Origin of the sequence: Pseudonocardia terrae, from assembly GCF_021343995.1 — a bacterium.
Taxonomy (GTDB): Bacteria; Actinomycetota; Actinomycetes; order Mycobacteriales; family Pseudonocardiaceae; genus Pseudonocardia; species Pseudonocardia terrae.
In genome coordinates this window covers 1-19,719 of the sequence record NZ_JAJTTE010000020.1, presented here as the reverse complement: position 1 = coordinate 19,719, position 19,719 = coordinate 1, and the positions used below count along the sequence as shown (strand labels likewise).

At 73.4% G+C, this 19,719-nt stretch carries 15 protein-coding genes; 7 read left to right on the top strand and 8 right to left on the bottom strand.

Annotation, left to right across the window (positions count from 1 at the left end; translation table 11 throughout):
* Positions 1-36 precede the first annotated feature (36 nt).
* Complete coding sequence (gene radA, locus LWC33_RS15255; RefSeq protein WP_233305042.1) at positions 37-1,449, top strand: DNA repair protein RadA; 1,413 nt, start codon at positions 37-39, stop codon at positions 1,447-1,449.
* Here the strand turns inward: radA and LWC33_RS15250 are convergent.
* Positions 1,430-2,353 (bottom strand): hypothetical protein, encoded by a 924-nt coding sequence (locus LWC33_RS15250; protein WP_233305041.1) that lies wholly within the window; start codon positions 2,351-2,353, stop codon positions 1,430-1,432. The genes radA and LWC33_RS15250 overlap by 20 nt on opposite strands.
* A gap of 144 nt (positions 2,354-2,497) precedes the next feature.
* Between LWC33_RS15250 and LWC33_RS15245 the strand changes: the two genes are divergently transcribed.
* Both LWC33_RS15245 and LWC33_RS15240 read left to right on the top strand, forming a co-directional pair.
* Positions 2,498-3,412, top strand: a complete 915-nt coding sequence (locus tag LWC33_RS15245; protein WP_233305040.1) for an iron-sulfur binding domain-containing protein — start codon at positions 2,498-2,500, stop codon at positions 3,410-3,412.
* A 32-nt stretch (positions 3,413-3,444) separates the two neighbouring features.
* Positions 3,445-3,939, top strand: a complete 495-nt coding sequence (locus LWC33_RS15240; protein WP_233305039.1) for a 2'-5' RNA ligase family protein — start codon at positions 3,445-3,447, stop codon at positions 3,937-3,939.
* Positions 3,940-3,963: 24 nt separating this feature from the next.
* Here the strand turns inward: LWC33_RS15240 and LWC33_RS15235 are convergent, their stop codons facing one another.
* From LWC33_RS15235 to LWC33_RS15215, 5 genes are all read right to left on the bottom strand, one after another.
* A complete protein-coding gene (locus tag LWC33_RS15235; protein ID WP_233305038.1) occupies positions 3,964-5,208 on the bottom strand; it encodes an FAD-dependent monooxygenase in 1,245 nt (414 codons plus the stop codon).
* Positions 5,205-7,115, bottom strand: a complete 1,911-nt coding sequence (locus tag LWC33_RS15230) for an ABC transporter ATP-binding protein (protein ID WP_233305037.1) — start codon at positions 7,113-7,115, stop codon at positions 5,205-5,207. The genes LWC33_RS15235 and LWC33_RS15230 overlap by 4 nt, the downstream gene beginning before the upstream one ends.
* Positions 7,116-7,463: 348 nt before the next feature.
* Positions 7,464-9,662 (bottom strand): hypothetical protein, encoded by a 2,199-nt coding sequence (locus LWC33_RS15225; protein ID WP_233305036.1) that lies wholly within the window; start codon positions 9,660-9,662, stop codon positions 7,464-7,466.
* An 8-nt stretch (positions 9,663-9,670) separates the two neighbouring features.
* Positions 9,671-10,327, bottom strand: a complete 657-nt coding sequence (locus LWC33_RS15220; protein ID WP_233305035.1) for a sigma-70 family RNA polymerase sigma factor — start codon at positions 10,325-10,327, stop codon at positions 9,671-9,673.
* 406 nt (positions 10,328-10,733) lie between these two features.
* Positions 10,734-11,123, bottom strand: a complete 390-nt coding sequence (locus LWC33_RS15215) for an alpha/beta fold hydrolase (protein ID WP_233305034.1) — start codon at positions 11,121-11,123, stop codon at positions 10,734-10,736.
* A 143-nt stretch (positions 11,124-11,266) separates the two neighbouring features.
* On the opposite strand from LWC33_RS15215, the gene LWC33_RS15210 reads away from it, so the two are divergent.
* Together LWC33_RS15210 and LWC33_RS15205 are read left to right on the top strand one after the other, a co-directional pair.
* The gene (locus tag LWC33_RS15210) at positions 11,267-11,575 is read left to right on the top strand and encodes an antibiotic biosynthesis monooxygenase family protein (RefSeq protein WP_233305033.1); all 309 of its coding nucleotides are present in this window, start codon (positions 11,267-11,269) and stop codon (positions 11,573-11,575) included.
* Positions 11,576-11,600: 25 nt separating this feature from the next.
* On the top strand, positions 11,601-12,416 hold the full coding sequence (locus tag LWC33_RS15205) for an SIR2 family NAD-dependent protein deacylase (RefSeq protein WP_372476612.1): 816 nt from the start codon (positions 11,601-11,603) through the stop codon (positions 12,414-12,416).
* Positions 12,417-12,496: 80 nt separating this feature from the next.
* Here LWC33_RS15205 and LWC33_RS15200 read toward each other — a convergent pair whose 3' ends face one another.
* Complete coding sequence (locus LWC33_RS15200) at positions 12,497-12,919, bottom strand: DUF779 domain-containing protein (protein ID WP_233305032.1); 423 nt, start codon at positions 12,917-12,919, stop codon at positions 12,497-12,499.
* Positions 12,919-14,442 carry an acetaldehyde dehydrogenase ExaC gene (exaC, locus tag LWC33_RS15195; RefSeq protein WP_233305031.1) on the bottom strand — a complete coding sequence of 508 codons (1,524 nt, stop codon included), beginning with the start codon at positions 14,440-14,442 and terminating at the stop codon, positions 12,919-12,921. The genes LWC33_RS15200 and exaC overlap by 1 nt, the downstream gene beginning before the upstream one ends.
* Positions 14,443-14,727: 285 nt before the next feature.
* On the opposite strand from exaC, the gene LWC33_RS15190 reads away from it, so the two are divergent.
* Together LWC33_RS15190 and LWC33_RS15185 are read left to right on the top strand one after the other, a co-directional pair.
* Positions 14,728-15,663, top strand: coding sequence for a sigma-54-dependent transcriptional regulator family protein (locus LWC33_RS15190; protein WP_233305030.1), 936 nt, complete (start codon positions 14,728-14,730; stop codon positions 15,661-15,663).
* Positions 15,664-15,906: 243 nt separating this feature from the next.
* Positions 15,907-19,635: a glycosyltransferase gene (locus LWC33_RS15185; protein ID WP_233305029.1), complete on the top strand. Its 3,729-nt coding sequence runs from the start codon at positions 15,907-15,909 to the stop codon at positions 19,633-19,635.
* Positions 19,636-19,719 lie beyond the last annotated feature (84 nt).

The following is a 19,719-nucleotide window of genomic DNA, read 5'->3' as shown; positions in this document are numbered from 1 at the left end:
CGCCCACCGGCGCGCGTCGTCCGGCGCTGACCCGCCATGACCACGAGGACCCGCGCCGCCCGCAGCTCGTACGTCTGCAGCGAGTGCGGCCACCGCGCCGCGCAGTGGGTGGGCCGCTGCCCCGGCTGCCAGGCCTGGGGCACGCTGACCGAGCAGGCCGAGCCCGTCCGCACCGCGGCGACCGGCGGTGGCCTGCGCAGGGTCGCGGCGGGGGCGCCGAGCACCCCGGCCCGCCCGATCGCCGAGGTCGCCCTCGACTCCGCCCGGGCCCGGCCCTCCGGGGTCGACGAGCTGGACCGGGTGCTGGGCGGCGGCCTGGTCCCCGGCGCGGTGGTGCTGCTCGCCGGCGAGCCCGGCGTGGGCAAGTCCACACTCCTGCTCGAGGTGGCCGCGAAGGCCGCGGCGTCCCTGCGCGGCGGCTCGGTCCTCTACGTCACCGGTGAGGAGTCCGCGGGCCAGGTCCGGCTGCGGGCCGAGCGCACCGGGGCCCTGCACGACCGGCTGTTCCTGGCGGCCGAGTCGGATCTCTCGTCGATCCTCGGGCACGTCGACGCGCTGCGCCCCGACCTGCTGATCGTCGACTCGGTGCAGACCATGACCTCGCCGGAGGTCGACGGATCGCCCGGCGGCGTCACGCAGACCCGCGCTGTCACCGTGGCGCTCACCGCTCTGGCGAAGGAGCGCGGGCTGCCCGTGCTGCTCGTCGGGCACGTGACGAAGGACGGCAACATCGCCGGTCCCCGGGCGCTCGAGCACCTCGTCGACGTGGTGCTGGCGTTCGAGGGCGACAAGCACTCCACCCTGCGGATGGTCCGCGGGGTGAAGAACCGCTTCGGGCCGGCGGACGAGGTCGGCTGCTTCGAGCTGCGGGACGAGGGCATCGTCGGCCTCCCGGATCCGTCCGGGCTGTTCCTCGCCCGGTTCGGGGCCACCCAGGCGTCGGTCGTGCCGGGAACCGCCGTCACCGTCGTCATGGACGGGCGGCGGCCCCTGCTGGCCGAGGTCCAGGCGCTCGTCGCGTCGTCGTCGATGCCCACTCCCCGGCGGGCCGTGAGCGGGCTGGACAGCTCGCGGGTGGCCATGCTGCTGGCGATCCTGGAGCGGCGTGGCGGCGTGCGGCTGCAGGACTCCGAGGTCTACACCGCCACGGTCGGCGGGATGAAGGTCACGGAGCCGGCGGCCGACCTGGCCCTGGCGATGGCCGTGGCCTCCGCGAAGAACGACGTCGCCCTCCCTCCGGACCTCGTGGTCCTGGGTGAGCTGGGGCTGGCCGGGGAGGTGCGCCGGGTCTCCGGGGTCCGCCGGCGGCTGGCCGAGGCCGCCCGGCTCGGCTTCACCCACGCCCTGGTACCGCCGGACAGCGACGCGGGCACCGGGACCGGGATGAAGGTCACCGAGGTCTCGGACGTGTCGCAGGTGCTGGCGCGGATCAGGCGCGCGTCAGCGTGAAGTAGGTCGGGCCGCTGATCTTGTCGGCGACCCGGGTCAGCAGGGTGTAGTCGCCGGCCGGCAGCCGGGTCCGGGCCGCCGTGCAGCCGGGGTTCGACGACAGCCCCGACCAGGTGACCGCGAAGGCCACCGGCTGACCCGGCACGAGGGTTCGCAGGTCCTGTGTGGACGGGTTCACGCAGTCGTTGCTCGACCACAGCCGGGTCGTGATCGGACGGTCCCACACCACGATCTCCTGCAGTGCGCCGTCCAGGTCCCGTACGCAGGCCTGGTTGCTGATGTTGACGACGGTGAGCCGCAGCTCCGGCCGGTCGCCGACCCTGTGCTGCGGGGCGTCGATCTCCGCGCCGACCGCGATCATGTCGTTCGTGCAGGGCGGCGGCCCGGTCGGCGGCGCGGGCTCGGTCGGCGGCACCGGCACCGAGGCACGCGGAGTGTCGTCGGGACGCTTCGACTCGTCGGTGGTGGTCGCGGTGGTCATGGCCGGTCCACCCTTGACCAACGCACCGGCAGGGTCCCCGCCCGACGTCGTCGCGCCGGGGGCGGACGTCCCGATCGGCACCCCCGTGGCCGACAGCGGCGTGTCGACGGAGGTGCCGGGCCCGGCCGAAGGGTCGCCCGTCGTCGGGTCGAGGTGGGCGCCGGTCGACGGCGCCGCGGCCGACGCGGACCCGGCGGACCCGGCGGACCCGGGCAGGGTCCCGGACGCCGACCCCGACGGCAGGGCGGAGCTGTTGGCCGCGCGGTTCGTGGCCTCGTCGATCGGACCGGGGTCGTGCGTGGGGCGGGTGAACGCGGCGACGGAGAAGCCGATCACCACGAAGAAGCCGATGACGGACAACAGCGCCAGCCAGCGCCGTTTCCAGTAGACGTGCGCGGGCAGCGGTCCGACCGGCTCCCACATGTCACGCAGAGTAGATGCGTGATTACTACACGTCGCAGGACCTCGCGCGGCGCGGCGCGCCGGATCCACCGGTGTGGGGGACCGTATCGGGCGATCACCCACCCGGCCACGCCGCCCCCGGACCGGCGGTGCGACGATCGCCGCATGACGTCCGTGCTGCCCCGCCCCGCCTCCGTGCTCGGCGTGCGCACCGCGGAGTGGTTCCGGGCGCACGCCCGCGACCTGCCCTGGCGGCTGCCGGGGACCTCCCCCTGGGGCGTGCTGGTCAGCGAGTTCATGCTGCAGCAGACGCCCGTGTCGCGGGTCGAGCCCGTGTGGCTGCGATGGATGGAGCAGTGGCCGACGCCCTCGGCGCTGGCCGCCGAGTCCCGCGCCGAGGTCGTGCGCGCCTGGGGGAAGCTCGGATATCCGCGCCGGGCGATGCGGCTGCACGCCGCGGCGCAGGCCATTGCGACCGAGCACGGCGACCGCGTGCCGTCGGACGTCGCGGCACTCGAGGCGCTGCCGGGCGTCGGCAGCTACACGGCCCGGGCCGTCGCCGCGTTCGGCTACGGGCTGCGCGCCCCGGTCGTCGACACCAACGTCCGACGGGTGGTCGCGCGTGCGGTGCACGGGGCGGGCGACGCCGGCCCCGCCCGCGTGAAGGCCGACCTGGCCGACGTCGACGCCCTCCTGCCCGCGGACGACGCGGAGGCCGCGGTCGTCTCCGCCGCCCTGATGGAGCTCGGCGCCGTGGTGTGCACGGCCCGGTCGCCGCGGTGCGCGGTGTGCCCGGTCCACGCGGAGTGCGCCTGGGTCGCGGCGGGCCGGCCGGACTACACCGGGCCCCGCCGTCCGGTCCAGGGCTTCGCGGGGACGGACCGCCAGGTGCGGGGCAAGCTGATGGACGTGCTGCGCGCGACTGCGCACCCGGTGTCCAAGGCCGCGCTCGACGCCGTCTGGGCCGATGGGGGGCAACGGGACCGCTGTCTGGAGTCATTGCTGATCGACGGCCTGGCGGAACAGACCGCGGACGGCCGCTTCGTGCTGGGCGGTACGGCCGCGCATACGACAGACTGACCGCGCGAAGGTCCCTGGGTACGAGGAGCTCGATGGCGCAGATCGTCCGCTTCCGGCTCGACATGGCCGCCGAGGAGCGCGTGGTCGAGCTCCGGGACCGGCTCGCCGCCGAGGGGCTGCGCGTCCCGCACGAGCTCCCGACCCTCACCTTCGCGGCCGCCGCCCTGATCCCGGCCGCCGCGCGCGTCGAGCTCACCGAGGCGTTGCGCGGGCTCACCCTGCCCTCGCTGTGGCTGCCGACCCTCGGCTCCGTCGCCGGCCACGACGACGACCTGGTGCTCTCCGCGATCGTCGACACCGAGCTGCTCGCCGTGCACAGCGCGGTGCACGACGCGCTGGCCGGCAAGGTCCGCTCGCCCTTCGGCTCCTACCTGCCCGGGGCGTGGCTCCCGCACGTCGTGCTGGCGCACGAGCGGCCCGCCGACGCGTTCGCGCTCCTGCACCCCGTCCGCCCGGTGCGGGCCTCGATCGAGGGCGTGGAGATCGCCGACACCCGGGACGGGTCGAGCGAGCCGCTCTTCGCCTGAGCAGCGGGGCCGGGCCGAGCGCGGTCAGCTCGCGCGCAGCAGACCACGCGGCACGAAGGCCTGGTCGCCCCGCTTGCGGGCCCGCCACCAGCGTCGCCCGCTGTGCACCACCCTGCGCCCCTTGCGCACCGGGGTGAACTGGGTGGCGATGTGCCACTGGTACCGCCAGGGCGGCTGGCCCCCCGAGCGGAAGGACAGCGCGTACGCGAACTCCACGGCGTCCCGGTCCAGGTAGCGGTCGACGCTCTCGAACCAGGCCGATCCGGTCCGGGCCTGGGCCTGCGCAGTGCGCAGGGCCTCGCGGCCCTTCCGGTCGAACGTGCCCAGCGCCGCCGACAGCGACGGCTGTTCCTGCAGGGCCTGCGCCAGCATGATCGCGTCCATCATCGCGAACCGGGTGCCCTGGCCCATCGTGTAATGCGTCGTGTGCGCGGCGTCGCCGAGCAGGATGGTGTTCGCGTGCCGCCAGGTCTCGTTGCGCACCTCCAGGAACCGCAGCCACGGTGAGGGCCGGCCACGGGAGCTGCTGATCAGCGCCTGCCCGTCGAGCGTCTGCGCGAAGATCTTCTGCAGCAGCTCGATGCCGTCCTCGTGCGGCAGGGTGTCCAGGCCGAGGCCGGTGAAGGTCTCGGGCGAGCACTCGACGATGAAGGTGCTCACCCCCGCGCTGGTGGGGTACCCGTAGCACCAGACCCAGCCGGCGTGGGTCTCCTCGAAGGCGAAGGTGAAGCTGGAGAAGACCTTGCGGGTCCCGAGCCAGATGTAGGGGTTGCGCCCGGTCCGCAGGGTCGTGCCGTAGTCGTCGGCCACGTGGTCGCGCAGCCGGCTGCGCGCCCCGTCCGCCACGACGACGAGGTCGGCGGCCAGCTCGCCGGAGTCGAACGTGCCGTCGGCCAGCGCGGTGTCCGGGACCGGGGCCTCGTAGCGGACCTCGACGCCGAGGTCGGTCGCGCGGTTCGCGAGCACCTCCAGCAGGCCGGCCCGCGGGATGCTGAAGCCGTAGCCGGGCAGGTACCCGGTCTCCGCTCCTCGCAGGTGCACCTCCTGTTCCTGCCAGAGGTAGGACCGCGCCATCATTGCGCGGGCGGACTCGCGGTCGTTGCGGTAGAGACGGTCGAGCAGCGCGTCGTGACAGACCACGCCCCAGCCGTACGTCGCCCCGCGCGGGTCCTTCTCCAGCACGGTGATCTCGTGCCCGGCGTCGCGCCGCTTGGCCGAGATGGCGAAGTAGAGGGCGGCGGGGCCACCGCCGACACAGACGATCCTCATCGTGCCGCCTTCCTGTCGCGGACCCCGGACCCGCCGGCCCGGCGGGCCGCGAGGTCGAGGGGAACCGGTGCCGAGTCGTGGTGCATCCGGTACAGCTGGGCGTAGCGCCGGTCCCGGGCGAGCAGCTCCGCATGGGTGCCGGCCTCGGTCACCCGGCCGTCCTCGAGGTAGACGATCTGGTCGGCGTCGGTGACCGTGAGCAGGTTGTGCGAGATGACGATCGTGGTGCGGCCGGCCATCAACCGGCGCATCGGGCCGAGGACCCGTTCGGCGGACTCGGCGTCGAGGCTGGTCGTCGGCTCGTCGAGGAGCAGGACGGGCGCGTCGCGGATCATCGCGCGGGCCACGGCGATCCGCTGCCGCTGGCCGCCGGAGAGCAGGCGGCCCCGCTGGCCGACGCGGGTCTCGAAGCCCTCGGGAAGGGCGTCGACGAAGTCGTCGACGTCGGCGGCCCGCGCTGCGCGCACCAGGTCCTCGCGGCTCGCGTCGGGCCGGCCGGCCAGGATGTTCTCGGCGATGGTGCCGTCGAGCAGCAGGGTCTCCTGGAGCACGACGGCGATGTTCTCGCGCAGGTCCGCGGGGTCGAGCGCGCGCAGGTCCCGGCCGTCGAGCAGGATCCGGCCGCGGGTCGGGTCGTAGAACCGCAGGAGCAGCTTGACCAGGGTGGTCTTGCCGGCCCCGCTGGCCCCGACGAGCGCCGTGGTGCCGCCGACCGGAACCGTGACCGACAGGTCGTCGAGCACGTGGACGGTCTTCTCCGGGTAGCGGAAGCAGACCTCCTCCAGCCGCAGCTCCCCGCGCACCCGGTGGGCCGGGGTGGGGCCGGGGCCCGGCCGCGCCAGCCGCACGGGGTGCTCCGGGGCCGGGACGGAGGTCCGCTGGTCGAGCATCTCGATGATCCGCTCGGCCGCGGCGGCCGCCGAGTACACCGAGTTCGAGTAGCCGCTCAGGCCGCGGACCGGCGAGAACAGCTGGGAGAGGTAGACCAGGAACGCGAGCAGCCCCCCGAGGCTGAGGTTGTCCGCGCTCAGCTGCCAGATGCCGACGCCCATGATCGCCATCACGCCGAGGACCTCGACCGTCCGCACCGACGGCGAGTACATCGCGCGCAGCCGGGTCATGCGCAGGACGGCCTCGATGGCCCCCTTGCTCTGCCGGGCGAAGCGGCGCACCTCGGTCCGCTCGCCGCCGTACGCCTGGATCAGCATCGCGTTGCCGAGGCTCTCCTCGGTGACCGCGCTGATGCCGCCCGACCATTGACGCACCTCCCGCGAGGCGTGCCGGATCCGCGTCGAGTACCACTTCGCCACCAGGCCGAACAGCGGGACCGCCGCGAGCGCGACCAGCGCCAGCAGCCAGTTCAGGTAGAACAGCACGGCACTGAACACCGCGATGGTGACGACCGAGGACACCACCTGCGTGACGCCGGAGAGGACGAGGCTCTCGATCTGTGAGAGGTCGCCGGTCAGCCGGCTGAGCGTGTCGCCGAGCCTGCGGCGGTCGAAGAAGCCGAGCGAGAGCGTCTGTACGTGGCTGAACACGCGCACGCGCAGGCGGTGCAGGAAGTGCTCGCCGATCCAGGCGGTGAGGTAGGTCGTGAAGACGCCGAGCACCCCGATCGCGATCGTGAGGCCCAGGTAGTACGCCGCGAGCGGGGGGAAGGCGGCGAAGTTCCGGGGGGCGAGGACGTCGTCGATCAGCAGCTTGTACAGCCAGACGACGGCGGCGTCGAGGAACGGGGTCACGACGACGAGCACGAGCACGACCGCCATCCGGCGCCGGAAGGGGCGCGCGTCCGGCCCGAACCGGCGGAAGATCTCGCGCACGGCGACCGCGGGCGCGGCGTCGACCAGCCCGACCTCCTCGGACGGAGTGGGCCTCACCAGCGACCGCAGCACGTCGCGCACCGGACGACCTCCTGGGGAAGGAGGCGGCGGCCCCGCGGAACGGGACCGCCGCCGTCGGATCGGTCAGTCGCTGTCAGCAGCCGCCCCAGCCCCAGCCGTGGCCCCAGCCGCCCCAGTCGTCGTCATGGCCCCAGCCACCCCAGTCGTCGTCTCCCCAGCCACCCCAGTCGTCGTTACCCCAACCCATGTCGAATTCCTCCTCCTTGTGTGGAGCCGTCCACATCGGACGCGTGCCCGCTCCACTTCGGATGGTGTGCCCTCTCGGACGAGAGGACCGAGGGAGAGCTACGGCCAACGGTCGCCTGTTGCACCCGGCGCTCCTCTTCACTCGGAAGGAGCAGCGGAGGTTCAGGCCTGCTGCCACCCCGTCGCCGGGTCCGCACCGTCGCGGGACCCCTCGTCCCCGCGGCGGCCGGGCCCGGCGGCCGGGTCCGTCCGGTCGGGCCCGCCGATGGCGACCTGGTCGCCGGCGGGCCCTGTCCGGGAGCCGGTGGCGTCGTCACCGGATCCCTGGCCGCCCTGGCTGCCGTGGTCGCTGCTCGAGCCGCTCGAGCCGCTGCCCGACCGTCCGCCCTGGTCGCTCGAGCCGTTCCCGGACCGTCCGCCGGAGTCACCGCGCTGCCCGCTGCTCCCGGAGTCGGACCGGGCGCCGTTCTGCGAGCCGGCGCTGCTGTCGGGGCGGCTCCCGGACCGGTTCCCGGAGCCGGAGCGGGAGTCCGAACCCGAGCGGGAGTCCGAGCCGGAACGGGAGTCCGAGGCCGAGCGGGCACCGGAGCCGGAGCGGGAGTCCGAACCGGAACGGATATCGGAAGTCGAGCCGGCGCCGGAGCGCGTGTCCGAACGCGACCCGCTGTCCAGCCCGGATCCACGGTCCGAACCGGAGCGGGCGTCCGAGCGTCCTTCGGTGGCGGTCCGGGCGGCCGCCTGTCCGCCGTCGTCGTGTCGGCGTGTCCCGTTCGACCACGACGCCCGGTCGCGGGACCCGTCGGTCCGCCGCACCTGTTGCGACGAGGTACCGCGGCCGGTCTCGGGAAGACTGTCCGCCGCCTCGCTCCGCCCGGTGTCGCGGCGCTGGTCACTGGTGGCGTCGGACCCCTGGCCCTGGTCGCCGGATCGCCACGAGGACCGGTCGTTGCGCTGTTCGCTCACGACGACGCGATCCTCACCCGGGCGCGACGAGGAGTCCGTACCGCTCCGGTCGTCGCTCCGCGCCACGGCGTCGCGCTCGGTCGACGACGTCCGGTCCGCGGAGGCCCAGGACGCGGCCTCGCGGCCCCGGTCCTCCTGCTGCCCCGACCGGGCCCGGTCCGCGTTCTGCCCCGACCGGGCCCGGTCCGCGTTCTGCCCGGACCAGGAGTCGTCGTTCGGGGCGTGCCGGGTGTCCGGCGCCGACGCGCGGGTGCTCGTGGTGTCCCCGCGCCGGTCGCGGACGTCGTGGGACGCCGGCGGCCGAGCGGCCGGAACGGTGTCGCGGACCGCGCGATTCTCCTGCGGGTCCCGGTCCGTGTCGTGGACCTTGCGGTCGTCCTGCGTCGCCTGGTCCGAGTAGCGGACCTCCTGGCGCCGCTGCGGCGCTGGACTGCTCGTGGTGTGGCGGTCCGTGTCGGCGAGGCTCGAGTCCGTGCTGTCCGTGCTGTCCGTGCTGTCCGTGCTGTCCGTGCTGTCCGTGCTGTCCGTGCGCTGACGGGCGCCGCCGTACGTCACCGGCCCCTGACCGGGTGCGGGGTGCTGCCGGTCGGCGTCGGACTGCTGCGGCCGCGACCGGGTGGGAGCAGAGCTCGGCTGCGACCGGTCCCGGGTGGGAGCAGGGCCCGGCGGCGGGGTGACGGAACTGGGCGTCGAACGGACGGGCGTCCTCGGGGGCGGGGCGTCGTCCTGCGCGTCGCGGGCGGGGGGTGCCGACTGGTCCGGCACGGGCGACGCCGGGTCGGCGGCGGTGTTCGGTCCGGTGGCCGCGCGGGCGAGGGACTCGTGCCGCGCGTCCAGGGCGTCGCGGCCGTCCTCGGCGCGGACCCCGAGCAGCATCCGGCGCGCACCCGCGAGCTCGACGCGGGCGCTGTCGCGGTCCCCGACGGCCAGCTCGGCCGCGGCCCGGTCGAGTCGTGCGGTGACCATGCGGGCGGCGTCCGCCGACCCGACGGCGAGCGTTCCGGGCCCCTGGCCCAGCCCAGCGCCGAGCAGGCAGCCGACCACGAGCGCCGCGGCGGCGGCCATCGGGAGCCGACGCGCGCGGCGGGCCTCCTCGACCGGCGGTCGCGCGGGGGCGACGAGAGACTCGGCAGGCGCTTCCTCCTCGGGCGGCGGCGCGCCACCGCACCGCACACCGCGCCACTCCAGCAACAGGTCCAGGACCGGATCGGAGCCGTAGCACTCCCGGATCCGGTCCTCCGAGAGGGCGTGCCGACCGAGCGCGTCGAGCAGTGCGTCGTCGGCGAGGATGGCGGAGAGGTCGACCGGGTCCGGGGCGCGCGGGCAGCACCCACCCGCCGCAGGCTCCTCGTCGAGGGGCCGGCGGCCGGCGGGAGTGCCGTCGCCGTCGGGGGTCATCGTGTGGCTCAGCCCGCTTCCGGCCGGAGCTGCCAGGCCGCGCCGCCTGCGAGCATCCGGCGCAGCGCCTGGAGGGCGCGGTGCTGGTGCAGCCGCACCGACTCCGGTTTCAGTGCCAGATGGTCGGCCGTCTCCCGCACCGACAGCCCCCACACCACCCGCATGAGCAGGATCTCCCGGGCCTGCCCGGGCAACCGGCGCAAGAGCACGTCGACCTCCGCGGCGGCCGCGCGGTCGAGGGCGCTGAGCTCCGGCTGGTCGCGGCGTTCGCACCCGCCGCCCGGTTCCGGCGGTTCGGCCACCGCCCGCTCGTGCGTGCGGACCGCCGTGGTGCACGCGCTCGCGATCCGGTGGCTGGCCACCGTGTGCACGAACGCGAGGAACGGCCGACCGCGGTCCCGGTAGGAGGGCAACGACCGCAGGAGCGCGATGCAGACCTCCTGCGTGACGTCCTCGGCCGAGACCGCCGACCCGTGCAGCCGGTTCTCGCAGTACCGCAGCACGAGCGGCCGCACCAGCTCGAGCAGCTCCGTCAGTGCGCGCTCGTCCCCCCGGCGGGCCGGCGCGACCAGCTCGTCGATCCGGGCCCCGGGCCCCCCGGCCCGGTCCGGTTCCGCCGCGGGCGCATCATCCGCGGCCAGGACGCTTCTCCGCTCCTGGTACATCCCCACACCTCGGGCGCGTCCCCCACCGGTGTCCCGGCTCGGCGACCCGGGACCCCGCTCCTCGTCGGCGGGTTGGCCGGCGGCGCGCAGCTCTCGACGTTGTACCCGGAATTCGCCTGCGCCCCGGCGGATTCGCGGCTCCCGAATGGAGTGGCCAGAGGCTTGCACAGCGCCGACGCGACCCACAAGGCCATTTCTGAGTGTGTCTCAGCAAGCCGGTGACGATGCGGTGAACCGGAGTCACTTTCGGCAACGAAAATCTAGGTGACCTGCGGAAACAATGATCGAAATGGTCGTGAACCCCACGTACGTATTTCAGGAACCGCCGTTCGGAGCAGAGCCCCGGAACGACCGACGGGACGAGGTCGGCCGAAACGCTCCGTGCCCGCCGATCCGGGCGTCACCGTCATCGGGTGAGAAAGGGCTCGACCACCTCGAGGAACTCCTTCTCGTCCGCGTGCACCAGATGTCCCGTTCCGGGCAGCAGCCGGTGCTCGGCCCCCAGCCGCTCCGCCATCGCCGCCATCTGCCCCGGCGGGGCGACGGACTCCTCGGCCTCGACCAGCAGCGCGGGAGAACGGACGGCGTCGAGGTCGGCCCACCGGGCCTCGCGCGTCCAACCGGTGGCGATCTCCAGGGCGTCGCGGACCCGGGTGAGCAGGTGCAGGCCGTTTGCCCGTTCGTCCACGCACTCGGCCATGTAGTCGCCCAGCTCCGGGCGGGGGTGCCCGAACGCCTCCCGCACGGCCTCGCGACAGGGGAACGGCTGCGGCACGGCCCCGAACCATGCGGCCATGTCCGCCAGCCGCGGCCCATGAGCCCGTGCAGCAGCAGGACGGGTGGGCCCTCGCCCCCGAACTCGACGACCGCGAGGGAGGTCCCGTCGGACGTCCGCACCGATCGCCGCCCCTCCATCGCCGGTGAGGCTAACGTGGGCACATGGCCGTCGTGAAGATCAACGCAATCCACGTGCCCGAGAACGCGGGCCCCGAGCTCGAGAAGCGATTCGCCAACCGCAAGCACGCGGTGGACAACCAGCCCGGCTTCCTCGGCTTCCAGCTGCTCCGCCCGGTGAAGGGGGACGACCGCTACTTCGTCGTCACCACCTGGGAGTCGGACGAGGCGTTCGAGGCGTGGCGCACGGGCCCGGCCGTCGAGGCGCACGCCGGCTCGCGTGCCCCGGACGCCGGCGGCAAGCCCGTCGCGCACGGGGCGGACCTGCTCGAGTTCGAGGTCGTGGATCTCTGAGCGGAGCTCGCGGAGCGAACGCCCGGTGCTGAACCCTCTCAAGGAGGCCGCGGAGCTGATCCGCGGCGCCGGCGCCCTGCTCGTCTGCGCGGGCGCCGGCATGGGCGTCGACTCCGGCCTGCCGGACTTCCGCGGCACCGAGGGCTTCTGGCGCGCGTACCCGCCGTACGCGCGTCTGGGCCTGCGGTTCGAGGAGCTGGCCGATCCGGCCCACTTCGCCGACGACCCCGCGCTGGCGTGGGGGTTCTACGGCCACCGGCTCGCGCTGTACCGGCGGACGGTGCCGCACGCGGGGTTCGCCGTGCTGCGCCGGTGGGCGGACCGGATGCCGGTCCGCGTCTTCACCTCGAACGTGGACGGGCAGTTCCAGCTCGCCGGGTTCTCCGCCGTCCACGACGTGGCCGAGGTGCACGGCTCGATCCACCACCTGCAGTGCCTCGCGGGCTGCGGGCAGGAGATCTGGCCCGCCGGTCCCGTCCCCGAGATCGACGAGGAGTCGATGCGGGCGTGTGACCCGCTGCCGAGCTGCCCCGGCTGCGGTGCCCTGGCCAGGCCGAACATCCTCATGTTCGGGGACTGGGGCTGGGACCCGACCCGTTCCGGGCCCGTCCTCCAGGACCTGCACGAATGGCTTCGCGCGCACCGCCGCGAGCTCGCGGTCGTCGAGATCGGGGCGGGCACGGCCGTGCCCACGGTGCGCCGCGAGGCCGAACTGGCGAGCGCCGCGACGGGCGCGCTGATCAGGATCAACGTCCGCGAGCCTCAGGTCCGGCACGGTCGCGGGGTGGGGATAGCAGAGGGCGCCGAGACCACGTTGCGTGGACTCGACGCCCTCCTCTGACGTCTTTGAAGGGAATCGGCGAATTGCCCCCTCCGCCCGAAGGGGCCTCGGGCTTCCGTGGCCGATGGGTTCTCAGACGGTCACGGCTCGGCCCTGAGCCGCTCGTACTCCTCGTCGCTGAACAGCCGGGAGCGGATCAGGAACCGGACGCCCTCCGGCGCCTCGACCGAGAACCCGCTCCCGCGCCCCTTCACCACGTCGACGGTGAGGTGCGTGTGCTTCCAGTACTCGTACTGCGACGCCGACATGTAGAAACCGACCGGCTTCTCCAGACCCTCGACGGTCAGGTCGCCCAGGTGGACGTCCTGCCCGCCGATCCTGAAGTCCCCGTCCGGGTAGCACATCGGCGCGCTGCCGTCGCAGCACCCGCCGGACTGGTGGAACATCAACGGGCCGTGGACCTCGGTGAGCCTGACCAGGAGATCCGCCGCCGCCTGCGTCAGGGCGACGCGTTCGGTGCCGGAACCCGGGACCTCGGCTGCTTCCGCGGCGGACTGACCCATCAGAAGAAGCCCTGGGCGTTCTGCGAGTAGCTGACCAGCAGGTTCTTGGTCTGCTGGTAGTGGTCGAGCATCATCTTGTGGTTCTCGCGACCGATGCCGGACTGCTTGTAGCCACCGAACGCCGCGTGCGCCGGGTAGGCGTGGTAGTTGTTCACCCACACACGACCCGCCTGGATGTCGCGGCCGGCGCGGTAGGCCACGGACCCGTCGCGCGACCACACGCCGGCGCCGAGGCCGTAGAGCGTGTCGTTGGCGATCCTGAGGGCGTCGTCGTAGTCCTCGAAGCGAGCGACGGACACGACCGGCCCGAAGATCTCCTCCTGGAAGACGCGCATCGCGTTGTTGCCCTCGAGCACCGTCGGGTTGATGTAGTACCCGCCGGACAGCTCGCCACCGAGGTCGGCCCGGTCACCACCGGTGAGGACCTTCGCACCCTCCTGACGGCCGATGTCGATGTAGCTCAGGATCTTCTCGAACTGGTCGTTCGAGGCCTGCGCGCCGATCATCGTGTCGGTGTCGAGCGGGTGGCCCTGCTTGATCTGCTCGGTTCGCTTGACGGCCTGCTGCAGGAACTCCTCGTAGATGCCGCCCTGGATGAGCGCGCGGCTCGGGCAGGTGCAGACCTCGCCCTGGTTGAGCGCGAACATCGCGAAGCCCTCGAGCGCCTTGTCGTAGAAGGCGTCGTTGGCCGAGGCCACGTCGTTGAAGAAGATGTTGGGGCTCTTGCCACCCAGCTCGAGGGTGACCGGGATCAGGTTCTCGGACGCGTACTGCGAGATCAGCCGGCCGGTCGTGGTCTCACCGGTGAAAGCGATCTTGCGGATCCGGTTCGACGAGGCCAGCGGCTTGCCCGCCTCGACGCCGAAGCCGTTGACGATGTTGACCACGCCCGGGGGCAGCAGGTCGGCGACCGTCTCGAGCAGCACGTGGATCGACGCCGGGGTCTGCTCCGCCGGCTTGAGGACGACCGCGTTGCCGGCCGCCAGGGCGGGCGCGAGCTTCCAGATCGCCATCAGGATCGGGAAGTTCCACGGGATGATCTGGCCGACCACGCCCAGCGGCTCGTGGAAGTGGTAGGCGACGGTGTCCTCGTCGATCTGGGAGATGCTGCCTTCCTGCGCGCGCACCGACCCCGCGAAGTAACGCAGGTGGTCGATGGCGAGCGGGATGTCCGCGGCGAGGGTCTCGCGGACCGCTTTGCCGTTCTCCCAGGACTCGGCGACGGCGATCTTCTCGAGGTTGGCCTCGATGCGGTCGGCCATCTTGTTGAGGATGTTCGCGCGCTCGGTGACGGAGGTCTTGCCCCACGCCGGAGCGGCGGCGTGCGCCGCGTCCAGGGCCTTCTCGACGTCCTCGGACGTGCCGCGCGCGACCTCGGTGAACGTCTGCCCCGTGATGGGAGTCGGGTTCTCGAAATACTGACCCTTCGCAGGGGCCACGTACTCGCCGCCGATGAAATGGTCGTAGCGCGGCTTGAAGCTGACGACGCTGTCCGGCTGCCCGGGGTTGGCGTACTTGGCCATGTCCGTCCTTCCACATTGGGTCGAGCTCGTGACGCCGGACACTAGGAACCTGAGGGTTGCAGCCGCGTTGCACGCAGATGCGGACCTCTCCGATCGGATAGTCCGAACGGGCGGAGACGCCTTTGGGTTGCCTGCCCTCGCAGGTGGGAGGACGATCGAGAGGGACGACGCGTCGGCGGAGGGCGGACATGAGCGAGCAGGTCCGTGATGTGGTGTCGGACTCGTGGCGCCGCTCGAACGCGGCCCGGGTGGATCCCGACCACGGGCTGCCCCGACTCGGGCGAGATGATCGGCGCCGTCGACATCACCGGGCCCGCCCGCACCTTCCACCCGACCACCCTCGCGCTGGTCGGCGCGGCGGCGAAGCTGGCCGAGAAGCACCTCGAGACGCGGATCGCGGTGCGCGACGAGCGGCTGCTCGTCCGCAACCTGCCGCACCTGGTCGGGCTCCGGGACGAACCCGGCGCGCTCCTGAGCCCGCGCGGGCGCGTCCTCGCCGCCCAGCCCGACGGCTGGCTCGCCGAGCGCGTCGACCTCGGCCTCGACCCCGCCGACGGAATGCGGGTGGCGCTGGGCGCCCGCGGGGAGGGCGTCCTGGAGCAGCTGGCGGAGGGCTACCTGCTGCGCCTGCACCGCCCCGGCGCCCGCCGCCGGCCCTCGCTGGCGCTGCGCTTCCTCGGGGCCGAGCGCCCCGTCGCGCGGCTCGACGGCCGGGCGATCCGGCTCTCCTCGCGGCACGCCGAGCTGCTCATGCTGCTGGCGCTGCACCCGGAGGGGCTCACCGCCGACCGGCTCGCCACCGCCCTCTACGGCGACGCCGGCAAGTCCGTCACGGTCCGGGCGGAGATGCACCGGCTGCGGGTGCAGCTCGACGCCGGGATCGTGCGCACCCAGCCCTACCGCCTCCAGGCCGCCGTCGACGCCGACTTCCTCGCCCTGCGCGAGGCCCTGCGTCTCGGCCGCGCCCGCCGGGCGGCCGACCTGCACCGGGGCGAGCTCCTGCCCGCCTCCGAGGCCCCGGCCGTCCGCGAGGAGCGCGACGCCCTCGCCGTTGCGCTCCGGTCGCTCGTGCTGCGCAGCGGCGACGCCGAGGCCCTGTGGTCCTACGCCCGCACCGAGGAGGGGAGGACGGACGAGGAGGTGCGGGAGCGGCTCGCGGTGCTGCTGCCCGGCGGCGACCCGCGCCGGACCCTGGCAGGGCTCGGGCTCGACCCTCGGTGAGGCCTGCGAGGTCGGCCACCGGTCACGCCTACCGTCGTCGCCCCACGCTTGGTGACTGATTTGTCCAGTTCGCTCTCGCCCTGACCGCGGAACGGACCAGAAGCACTCGCCTGTCCGGCGCAGCTCCGGCGGGATTCAGGTCACGGCCTGTAACAAGGCACGGCGGGCCGTCGACAGCCGAATGACAGGCCGCTGCCCGGACCCCGCCGGCGCGGCGCTCCCCCCTGTCGGGAAAGGTTCGCCGTGCCCCGCCCTCGTGCGACGGTCCGGCCCGCGCCGTCGTGGCTGCTGGTCGGTTCGCTCCTCGCCGCCTTCCTCGTCGTGCTCGTCGTCTGCGGCCTGACCGCCGGCAAGATCGGCAACGACGCGGTCGGCGCCCACGAGGCGGTCTCGTCGGATCAGGTGCCCGAGGACATCCTCACGGGTGGCCCGATCATCGACGGTCAGCACGACCCGGTGCGGTCGACGAGCATCCCGAAGGGAACCGTCGTCCTCACCTTCGACGACGGGCCCGACCCCACATGGACGCCGCAGGTCCTCTCGATCCTGCGCAAGCACAACGTCCCGGGCACCTTCTTCGTCGTCGGTTCGATGGCCAGCCGCTACCCCGAGCTGGTCAAGGAGATCCACGACTCCGGCGGCGAGCTCGGCGTGCACTCCTTCTCGCACCCCGACCTCGGCACGTCGCCCGCCTGGCGGGTGGAGCGCGAGATGGCCGAGGCCCAGCTCGTGATCCAGGGCGCCACCGGCACCTCGAGCTACCTCATGCGGCCGCCGTACTCCTCGAGCGCCGGGGCGCTGGACAACATCGACTACCAGACCGTCAAGCGGGTCGGGGCCATGGGCTACCTGACCGTGCTGACGGACGTCGACGGCGAGGACTGGAAGCGGCCCGGGGTCGACCAGATCGTCCGCAACGCCACCCCGAAGGACGGCACGGGCGGCACCATCCTGCTCCACGACTCCGGCGGTGACCGGACCCAGACGATCGCCGCGCTCGACAAGCTGATCCCCCAGCTGCAGGCCTCCGGCTACACGTTCAAGACCGTCGAGCAGGCGATGAACCTGCCGCCCGCGCCGGCCGCGAGCAGCACGGACGTCATGTTCGGGAAGCTCCTGCTCGGGGTCATCGGCGCGGCCTGGTGGATCTCCGACGCCGCGCGCTGGCTGCTCGCCGGGGTCGCGGCGCTGGTCATCCTGCGGCTGGTCCTGATGCTCATCGCCGCCCGCAGGCACGACAAGCGGCGCCGCGACCCCGACTGGGCCTGGGGGCCGACGTACACCCAGCCCGTCTCGGTGATCGTCCCGGCGTACAACGAGTCGAAGAACATCGAGGCGACCGTGCGGTCGATCCTCGCGAACGACCATCCGCTCGAGGTGATCGTCGTCGACGACGGCTCGTCCGACGGCACGGCCGAGCTCGTCGAGTCGCTGAACCTGCCGAACGTCCGGGTGATCCGGCAGCTCAACGCGGGCAAGCCGGCGGCGCTCAACACCGGCACGGCGAACGCGCGGTACGAGGTCGTCGTGATGATGGACGGCGACACGGTCTTCGAGCCGGACACCGTGCGCCACCTCGCCCAGCCCTTCGCCGACCCGCGGGTGGGCGCGGTCGCGGGCAACGTCAAGGTCGCCAACACCGACACCCTGATCGGCCGGCTGCAGCACGTCGAGTACGTCGTCGGCTTCGGGATCGACCGCCGCGTGCAGGACACGACGTCGTCGATCACCACGATCCCCGGTGCCGCCGGCGCCTTCCGCAAGGAGGCGCTGCGCGAGGTCGGCGGGCTGTCCGACGACACCCTCGCCGAGGACACCGACCTCACCATCGCCCTGGGCCGGTCCGGGTGGAAGGTCGTGTTCGAGGAGCGCGCGCTGGCCTGGACCGAGGCGCCGGCCACCGCGGGCCAGCTCTGGCGGCAGCGGTACCGGTGGAGCTACGGGACCATGCAGGCCATCTGGAAGCACCGGCGCGCGGTGCGCGAGCCCGGCTCGTTCGGCTGGCTGGGCCTGGCCCACGTGATGCTGTTCCAGATCATGCTGCCGCTCTCCGCGCCGCTGGTCGACATCTTCCTGCTCTACGGGCTGCTGTTCGAGGATCCGGCGACCACGCTGTTGCTCTGGACCCTGATGATGGGGCTGCAGGTCACAGGCGGCATCTACGCCTTCCACGTCGATGGCGAGCCCAAGGGCGCGCTGTGGGTGCTGCCGGTGCAGCAGTTCGTCTACCGGCAGCTCATGTACGTGGTGCTCGTGCAGTCCGTCGTGAGCGCCATCAGCGGCGTCCGGGTGCGCTGGCAGAAGCTCAAGCGCACCGGCGCAGTCGATGCGCTGCTCTCGCCGCAGGCGTCCCCCGCACCGGTCCCGCCGCCGGGGACGGCCGAGCGGCACCCGTCGTTCCCGAGCATGCCGGCCGTGGCCGGCCCCGCCCCCACCGCCGTCGCCCCCGTGCCCCGGGCCGCCGACGACCCCGGGTCACCGCTCCCCGCCCCCGTCGCGCGACCGCGGGGCCGGGAGCGGTGGCTCGACTCCCTGCGCGGGCTCGCGCTGGTCCGCGTGGTCGTCTACCACGCGCTGGGGCTCGGCTGGCTGTCGATCGCCTTCCCGTCGATGGGCGTGATGTTCGCGCTGGGCGGGTCACTGATGGTGCAGTCGATGCGGAAGACCCCCGCGATCGACGTCATCGGGCAGCGGATCCGGCGCCTCCTGCCGCCGCTGTGGCTGATGGCCGTGGTCCTCGTGCCGCTCATGGTGTGGCAGGGCTGGGGCTCCGAGGGCGCCGACGCCGGCACTGCCGGCAACGGCGTGCCGTGGAGCGACCTGGTCTTCTGGGTCTTCCCGATCATGGACCCGCCGGGCAGCGAGTGGGGCTTCGACACCGTCGAGGTGCTCTGGTACCTGCGCGCCTACCTGTGGTTCGTGCTGCTCACGCCAGTGATGCTCGCGGCCTTCCGGAAGAGACCGGTGATCAGCGTGCTGGTCCCGCTCGTCCTCGTCGTCGGCGACGGCCTGCTCGGGTCGCCGCTGTCCGGCGCCAGCGGGCTCGGCGCCGGACTGCTCGACTTCGTGACCTTCGGCGCCTGCTGGATGCTCGGCTTCGCGCACCGCGAGGGCATGATCCGCAAGCTCCCGTTGCCCGCCCTGCTCGGGCTCGCCGCGGCCGGCATCGCGGCGGGCATGTTCTGGGCCGTCGGGCACCCGTCGGCCGAGGCGGGGCTGGACCTCAACGAGATCCCGATGGCACAGGCCCTCGTCTCCGCCGGGTTCGTACTGCTGGCGCTGCGGGTCAACCCGGCCATGGGCTGGGTCGACAAGGTGCCCGGGCTCGGCCGGCTGATCTCCGTGGTCAACGCGCGGGCGATCACGATCTACCTGCTGAACAACCCGGCCATCGACATCGCGGCCTGGGCCAACGACAAGCTCGGCCTCCCCGACTCGAACGGTTGGCTGATCCTCAGCGCGGTGGTGGTCGTCCTGATCGGGGTGGCCTGCTTCGGCTGGGTCGAGGACCTGGCCGCCCGACGGCCGCTGCAGATCCTGCCCGGCGGGAAGCGGGCCGCGGCGGCCCGGCGGAAGAAGGCCGACGAAGCCGTGCCCCAGGGCCCGGTCCTGCGGCCGCGGACGCTCGCCGAGGCCACCGCCCGCCGGATCGCCGAGCTGCCGGCGACCGAGGTGCTGCCGGTGGTGCCGAAGCAGGGAGCGCGGCAGCAGGGAGTGCCACAGCAGGGGGCGCCGCAGCAGGGGGCGCCGGCACCGGTGCCCAGCGGCGTCCGGGTCGCCGATCCTGGCGCCACACGGATGGACACCGTGCCCGGTCCCAGGCGGCCCGCTCCTCGAGGCTGGGACGCCGGTCCACAGGAGTGGCCCGGAGGCCCGCAGGACCGGCCTCAGGACTCTCTGCGGCCCCGCCGGGGCAACCCCCAGCCCCGCACTCGGGCGCAGGAGTGGCCCCCGCCACAACGTCGTAGCTGAGCCCCGTCCCGCGAGTCGGTAGTTCCGGCCCCGCGAGTCGCGCTGTGGGCTCCCGCGAGTCGCGCTGTGGGCTCCCGCGAGTCG